We start from the raw sequence: 6,667 nt of genomic DNA on the forward strand, positions 1-6,667 counted from the left end.
AAGGTCGAGATCGGCCGCTTCAAGGGCCTGGGCGAGATGATGCCGGCCCAGCTCAAGGAGACCACCATGGACCCGAAGAAGCGCATCCTCCTGCGCGTTGCGGTGCTCGACGAGGCGCGGGAATCGACCGGCGACACGGTGGAGCGGCTGATGGGCAACAAGCCGGAGGCGCGCTTCGCCTTTATCTCCGAGCGCGCCGCATTTGCGGAAAACACCGACCTCGACATCTGACCCCGTCGAGCGCCCGGCGGCTCATGGAAAGACCCGGCCGTCGGGCTTTTCCGGCGTTGCGCGTGACGCCTCAGGATCACGCCGACCACCGCGGCGGTGATGGCCGCAAGGGCACCGGCGAGCGCCCGGTTCCCCCGGAGTCTCTCGACGTAGGGCGCGCCGACGAAGATCCAGAGGAAGCACGGCGCGAAGGTCACCCAGGTGGTGAGCAGGCCCCCCTGGGTCCCGGCGAGCAGCGGAGGCATCGTAGGTGGCGCCGGCCATGATCGAGACGCCCAGGGTCGCAGTGGAAAGAGCGCGCGGCTACCAATCTAAACCTAAGCGAGGCCGCCTCCGGGAAGAGGCGACCTCGCGTTACTTTAGGTTTATTTTAAACGCAACATTGATTCTGAAGGCGGAACATGGCGCCGGAGATCAGAACCGTGGGACACTTCGCGGAATGATGCTTAGTACGAGCCGAACTTGTAGTTGATGCCGGCGCGGACAACGGCGAACTCGGTCTCGTTGCGGCGGGCGACGTAGCCCGGGGCGTAGAACGTGGTCGCGCCGTTCGTGGCGTAGGCGCCGTTCAGGCGGTTGCTCTGGTCGAGGTTGACGTACAGGCCTTCGACCTTGAGCGTCACGGCGGACGAACGGAAGACGTTCAGGAACGAGTCGGTGGGAAGCGCGTACTCGATGCCGCCGCCGACGGCGTAACCGGTGCGGAAGTCGTCGCGGCTGCTGTTGGGCAGACCGAACTGGTTGCCGCCGCCGGCGCCGTAGGCGAAGCCGCCGGTGCCGTACACCAGGGTACGGTCGAAGGCGTAGCCGAGGCGGCCGCGGACCGTGCCGAAGAAGTCGAGGCTCGAGACGCCGTTCGGGCTGAACGCCTGCACGCCGGGCGCCAGGGCGAAGCCGGGGGTGACGAGGTAGCGGTTCCGGTTGCGCCCGAAATCGACGTACTGGGCGTCGGCCTCGATGCCGACCACCACGCCCGAGCCCGGGGTGAGCTGGTAGTTGTACCCGATCTGGCCGCCGCCGGTGAAGCCGTCGGTCGAGGCGGCGCCGCCGAAGGCGATCTGAGTCGGGACGGCGGCGGCGACGGCCGTGCCGGGCGCGACGTTCACGACGGTCGCGCCGCGACGGTCGGAGGCATCGAAGCCGTAACCGGCGTTGAAGCCGGCGTAGAAGCCCGTCCAGGTGAAGACCGGAACCGGGGTGAACACCGGCGGGGGCGCGCGGCGCGGCAGGTCTGCCGCGGACGCGACGGCGGTGAGGCCGGCAAGCACGGTCGAAGCGAGGAGAAGCGTCTTCATGTTTTCTCTGGTCCTGGTTGGCAAAGCCGGGATGCTTCTAGGCCGCGGCGGTTACGGGGTCTGTCGCATTCCTGCAACAAGCCCGGCCAGATGAACCGCGAGCCGTCAACGAAAGGTAAAGGTCATGTTCGGTCTAGAAGGCCACGCGTTCGGATGTGCTCCGGCGCACATCGCTCGCACCGATAGCATCGACGTGGGGATTGCCTCGTCCCGAACGGCCGCATCCGAAAAAGACTTGCCGCGACCGAAACCGCTATTTGCAGTATGATGCCTGCCGCGTTCCGAGACGAATTCTCATCTCCGAACGGCATGGCTTGCGCCCCCGCAGATGCGCGTAAGCCCGCGGTTAACCGTGATCGCGGAGACTGTCGGCGGCGGTTTCGGACCTTCAGCCGCCGGGGGATGCGGGATGGGCGACGGCAGCGGGGTGGAGGAGGGCGTGCGTTCGAGCGGAACCCTGGCCTGGGCGATCCGCACCGCCGGGATCGCCGGCTTCGTCGGGCTGGCGATGACGCAGTACCTCGCCCACGGGCATACCGATGCCTCCGATCCGATGCGGGTGGCGAAGTCCGTGACCGATCCGGACACCACCGGGTCGATCGCGCGGGGCGCGCGCTCCGTGCGGCTGGACCCCTGCGGCACCGGTTCCGGATCGCGCCCGGCCCGGCCCTGAAGCGGTCCCGCGCGAGCCACGCTTCGGCGCGAAACGCGGGACACACCGGGCAGGTGAGATTGACAAGCGGTTGCAAGGGCCTAAGTGTCCCGCGCACTCGCAGGCGCGGCGGGTCCTCGACCCGACAGCCGGTCCAGGCCGTCGCCGCGACGATCTCCTCCGCGCCGGCCGGCCCGACCCCGCGCGCAACGGTTCTCAAAAGCTTATGTCATTTGCCGATCTCGGACTGAGCGACAAGGTCCTCCAGGCCGTCACCGCCGCCGGCTACACGGAACCGACGCCGATCCAGAGCCAAGCGATCCCGCACGTGCTCGCCCGGCGCGACGTCCTTGGCATCGCCCAGACCGGCACCGGCAAGACCGCGGCCTTCACGCTGCCGATGCTGACGATGCTGGAGAACGGACGCGCCCGCGCCCGCATGCCACGCACCCTGATCCTGGAGCCGACCCGCGAACTGGCCGCACAGGTGGTCGAGAACTTCGACCGCTACGGCACCAACCACAAGCTGAACGTCGCGCTGATCATCGGCGGCGTCTCCTTCGCCGACCAGGACGCCAAGATCACCCGCGGCACCGACGTGCTGATCGCCACCCCCGGGCGACTCCTCGACCATTTCGAGCGCGGCAAGCTGCTGCTCAGCGGCGTCGAACTCCTGGTGATCGACGAGGCCGACCGCATGCTCGACATGGGCTTCATCCCGGACATCGAGCGCATCGTGAAGATGGTGCCGTTCACCCGCCAGACGCTGTTCTTCTCCGCGACGATGCCGCCGGAGATCGAGCGGTTGGCCGACATCTTCCTGCACAATCCGGAGCGGATCGAGGTCGCGCGCGCCGCCTCCACCGCCGAGACCATCGTCCAGCGCCTCGTCGCGACGTCGTCGGAGGGCAGCGCCAAGCGCGATCGCCTGCGCCGGCTGATCCGCGGCGAGACGGACTTGAAGAACGGCATCATCTTCTGCAACCGCAAGCGCGACGTGGCGCTGCTGCAGAAGTCGCTGGTGAGCCACGGCTTCGATGCGGCCGCGCTCCACGGCGACATGGACCAGCGTTCGCGGACCGCTGCGCTGGATGCATTCCGCGCCGGCGAGACGGCCCTGCTCGTGGCGAGCGACGTCGCCGCGCGCGGCCTCGATATCCCGGCGGTGAGCCACGTCTTCAACTTCGACGTGCCGAACCACCCCGAGGATTACGTTCACCGGATCGGCCGCACCGGCCGCGCCGGCCGCTCGGGCGCGGCCTTCACCCTGGTCAGCCGCAGCGACGACCGCTCGCTGCAGGCGATCGAATCGCTGATCGGCCAGCCGATCGAATGGATGGACGGAGACCTCGCCTCGGTCGCGACCGACGAGGGCGAGGGCGAGACCCGCACGCGCCACCGCGGCCGCTCGGGCGAGTCCGGGCGCCGCGGGCGCAAGGGCGTCGGCGATGGCGAGGCGTCCCGCGCGGCACGGAGTCCCGGTGCCCGGCGCGGCGCTCCGAAGCCGGATCAGACGGCCGAGGCCGCTCCGACCGCGGCGGAAGCGCCCCGGCGCGAGGCTCCGCAGCGCCAGGAGGAGCCGCGTCGCCAGGAGGAGCCCCGTCGCCAAGAGGAGCCGCGTCGTCGAGAGGAGCCCCGTTGCCAACCGGCCGAGGCACGGTCGCGGCCGGAGCGTGCGCCGCCCGTCCCCCGCCCGGCACCCGAGCGTCACCGCGAGGACCGCGGCTCCCAGGGGCGGCGCCGCGACGACGACGGCGATACGCCGGTCGGTCTCGGCGAGCATGTTCCGGCCTTCATGCTGAGGCCGGCTGTGGTGAAAAAGCAGGGGTGATCCACCGCGCCGCCGGACCGTTTTAACGGTCCGTCCACGCTCAGCAGGTCAACCTGTCGTCCCGGCTCCGAAGCGTCACGCGCGGTGGTTTGCCGAGGACGGACGACGGGGACCGGATGAGCCAGGGGTCTTATGCCGACCGCGATCGCAGCTTCGCCCTGGCGCAGCGCGCCCAGGAACTGATGCGCGATTACGGGCCTTCGGCGACGCCGAGCGCCTACGCCGTCTGGTACACTTACGTCTCCGGTGAACTGCCGCTGCTCAACGATGCGGTCAAGCGTCTGACCACGCGGAACGCCGGCCTGTCGGCGAGCGATATCGACGACCTCCACGACAGCTATCTCGGTGCCTCGCGCTACGCCACGGCCGCCGGCGAGACCGGCGCGACCATGCTGACGGAGATCGAGGCCATCATGGAGATGCTCGATCTCTCGCTCGGCTCCGCCGCCCAATACGGAGAGTCGCTCCGCGCGCTGAGCCAGGACCTTGCAGGATCGACCCTGAACCGCGCACGCCTGCGCGAGATCGTCGCCACGCTGGTCGCGACCACCCGCGAGGTCGCGACCAACAACAGAACCCTCGAAGCGCGGATGCGCGAGAGCCGCACCGAAGTCGAAGGTCTGCGCGAGAAACTGGAGGCGACCCGGATCGAGACCCTCACCGACCCGCTGACGGGTCTGGCCAACCGCAAGCATTTCGAGGAGATGCTGCGCGAGACGTTCGACGCCTCCGCCTGCGGCGCGGCGGCGAGCCTGATCGTCCTCGACATCGACTTCTTCAAGCGGTTCAACGATCTCTATGGGCACCTCACCGGCGATCAGGTGCTGCGTCTCGTCGCCATCGTCATGCGCGAGACTGTCGGCAGAGGCGCCCTGCTCGCACGATTCGGTGGCGAGGAATTCGCGATCCTGCTGCCCGGAACCGGGCGCGAGGCTGCGCGCGCCGTCGCGGAGAAGGTCCGCACCAGCGTCATGGGCCGGGAACTGGTCAAGCGATCGACCGGCGAATCGCTCGGGAAGGTGACGATCTCGCTCGGCCTCGCCGTCTACCGGCCCGGCGACACGCCGGTCTTGCTGCTGGAGCGCGCCGACCTCTGCATGTTCGCGGCCAAGCGCAGCGGCCGCAACCGCACGCTCGACGACACGACCGCGGCGGAAATCATCGCGGCCGTCGCCTGACCGAAGCGGCCGCTCAGGCCGGGGCGAGGAGGCGCTCCGGGCCGACCGGCGTGATGGCGACGGACTCGCCGCAGCCGCAGGCCGAGGTCTGGTTCGGGTTGTTGAACACGAACTGCGAGGCGAGCTTGCCCGTCTGGAAGTCCATCTGCGTACCGAGCAGGAACAGCAGCGCCTTCGGATCGACGAACACCGTGACCCCGCGGTCCTCGATCACGTCCTCGCCGGCCTTGCGGTCCTCGGCGTATTCCATCGTGTAGGACATCCCGGCGCAGCCGCCGTTCCTCACGCCGACCCGCAGGCCGGCGATCGGGCGGTCGGCGTCGGCGATGATCGCCTTGATGCGCGTGGCTGCCGCATCGGTCAGCGACATGACCTTGAAACTGGTGGACATGGTTGGCTCTCCGGCGACCGGATTCAAGGCCCGGGCTGGCAACGGTCTATCCTGGCGCGCTGAAGATAAGCGTTCGGCTGTCCGCGGTCCACCGGCGCGGGTCGTGCGCCGGGTCCGGGACGGCGCATCCCTCACCACATGTCGAGGGCGACGCGGGCTTCGTCGGACATGCGGCTCTGGTCCCACGGCGGATCGAACACCATCGTCACGGCGCAGGACTGGACACCGGGAACGGCGGCGACCGCCGTCTCGACCCAGCCGGGCATCTCGCCGGCGACGGGGCAGCCGGGCGCCGTCAGCGTCATGTCGATGGCGACCTTGCGGTCGTCGTCGATGTCGACCTTGTAGATCAGGCCAAGTTCGTAGATGTCGGATGGGATCTCCGGATCGTAGACCGACTTCAGCGCCGCGACGATGTCGTCGGTGAGGCGGTCGAGTTCGGCCGGCGGCACGCCTTGGGCGGCCGCGACCTTGGGCGTGTTGGCGCCGCCGGTGATCGTCGCGTCGGTGCTCATGGTCTCAATCCTCCGCCGGTCGCCGCAAACGTGCGACCGATCCGTCCAGAACGTCTCATGGGCCAGGATCTATGAGGTCCGGCCGACGACCGCCGCCCCGCAGTCGCGGGGGCCAAGCCTCGATGCGTTGCCCGCATCGAGGCTTGATATTAGGCAAACAGCATTTCGGCACGGCCGAGCGCCTCGGCGAGCGCATCGATCTCGGCGCGGGTGTTGTAGAGGCCGAACGAGGCGCGGCAGGTCGAGGTCACGCCGAAGCGGGTCAGCAGCGGCATGGCGCAGTGCGTCCCGGCCCGCACGGCGACGCCCGAGCGGTCGATCACCGTCGCGATGTCGTGGGCGTGCGCGCCCTTCATCTCGAAGGCGATGACGCCGCCCTTGTGGCGGGCGTTGCCGATCTGGCGGACGGAGTTCATCGCGCCGAGGCGCTCCTGCGCGTAGGCGGTCAGGTCGGCCTCGTGCACCGCGATCCTATCGCGGCCCACCGCCATCATGAATTCCAACGCCGCCCCGAGGCCCACCGCCTCGACGATCGCCGGCGTGCCCGCCTCGAAGCGGTGCGGCGGGTCGTTGT

The 6,667-nt window shown here is 69.1% G+C and carries 7 protein-coding genes and 2 pseudogenes; 4 read left to right on the forward strand and 5 right to left on the reverse strand.

Annotated features, from left to right (window positions below):
• Window positions 1-231: pseudogene (locus tag ACFE86_RS20485) on the forward strand (DNA topoisomerase IV subunit B); the annotation flags it as partial.
• 71 nt (window positions 232-302) lie between these two features.
• Here the strand turns inward: ACFE86_RS20485 and ACFE86_RS20490 are convergent.
• A pseudogene (locus ACFE86_RS20490) lies at window positions 303-488 on the reverse strand (chromate transporter); the annotation flags it as partial.
• 189 nt (window positions 489-677) lie between these two features.
• Window positions 678-1,526, reverse strand: a complete 849-nt coding sequence (locus ACFE86_RS20495) for an outer membrane protein (protein WP_375457167.1) — start codon at window positions 1,524-1,526, stop codon at window positions 678-680.
• A 409-nt stretch (window positions 1,527-1,935) separates the two neighbouring features.
• On the opposite strand from ACFE86_RS20495, the gene ACFE86_RS20500 reads away from it, so the two are divergent.
• From ACFE86_RS20500 to ACFE86_RS20510, 3 genes are all read left to right on the forward strand, one after another.
• On the forward strand, window positions 1,936-2,199 hold the full coding sequence (locus ACFE86_RS20500) for a hypothetical protein (RefSeq protein ID WP_375457168.1): 264 nt from the start codon (window positions 1,936-1,938) through the stop codon (window positions 2,197-2,199).
• A 205-nt stretch (window positions 2,200-2,404) separates the two neighbouring features.
• Window positions 2,405-4,009 carry a DEAD/DEAH box helicase gene (locus ACFE86_RS20505; protein ID WP_375457169.1) on the forward strand — a complete coding sequence of 535 codons (1,605 nt, stop codon included), beginning with the start codon at window positions 2,405-2,407 and terminating at the stop codon, window positions 4,007-4,009.
• Window positions 4,010-4,125: 116 nt separating this feature from the next.
• Entirely contained in the window at window positions 4,126-5,187 is a 1,062-nt protein-coding gene (locus ACFE86_RS20510) for a GGDEF domain-containing protein (protein WP_375457170.1), read from the forward strand.
• Window positions 5,188-5,200: 13 nt separating this feature from the next.
• Here ACFE86_RS20510 and ACFE86_RS20515 read toward each other — a convergent pair whose 3' ends face one another.
• From ACFE86_RS20515 to ACFE86_RS20525, 3 genes are all read right to left on the reverse strand, one after another.
• Window positions 5,201-5,578 (reverse strand): HesB/IscA family protein, encoded by a 378-nt coding sequence (locus ACFE86_RS20515; RefSeq protein WP_375457171.1) that lies wholly within the window; start codon window positions 5,576-5,578, stop codon window positions 5,201-5,203.
• Between the two features lie 131 nt (window positions 5,579-5,709).
• Window positions 5,710-6,093, reverse strand: a complete 384-nt coding sequence (locus ACFE86_RS20520) for an SUF system Fe-S cluster assembly protein (protein ID WP_375457172.1) — start codon at window positions 6,091-6,093, stop codon at window positions 5,710-5,712.
• Between the two features lie 149 nt (window positions 6,094-6,242).
• The coding region (locus ACFE86_RS20525) for an aminotransferase class V-fold PLP-dependent enzyme (protein WP_375457173.1) at window positions 6,243-6,667 on the reverse strand (425 nt) is incomplete at its 5' end.

Source organism: uncultured Methylobacterium sp. (assembly GCF_964244095.1).
In the GTDB taxonomy this organism is placed as follows: domain Bacteria; phylum Pseudomonadota; class Alphaproteobacteria; order Rhizobiales; family Beijerinckiaceae; genus Methylobacterium.

What these genes read in the sequence shown, in the direction of transcription:
- ACFE86_RS20495 (WP_375457167.1), bottom strand. Translation starts at nt 1,526, where the DNA reads ATGAAGACGCTTCTCCTCGCTTCGACCGTGCTTGCCGGCCTCACCGCC.
- ACFE86_RS20500 (WP_375457168.1), top strand. Translation starts at nt 1,936, where the DNA reads ATGGGCGACGGCAGCGGGGTGGAGGAGGGCGTGCGTTCGAGCGGAACC.
- ACFE86_RS20505 (WP_375457169.1), top strand. Translation starts at nt 2,405, where the DNA reads ATGTCATTTGCCGATCTCGGACTGAGCGACAAGGTCCTCCAGGCCGTC.
- ACFE86_RS20510 (WP_375457170.1), top strand. Translation starts at nt 4,126, where the DNA reads ATGAGCCAGGGGTCTTATGCCGACCGCGATCGCAGCTTCGCCCTGGCG.
- ACFE86_RS20515 (WP_375457171.1), bottom strand. Translation starts at nt 5,578, where the DNA reads ATGTCCACCAGTTTCAAGGTCATGTCGCTGACCGATGCGGCAGCCACG.
- ACFE86_RS20520 (WP_375457172.1), bottom strand. Translation starts at nt 6,093, where the DNA reads ATGAGCACCGACGCGACGATCACCGGCGGCGCCAACACGCCCAAGGTC.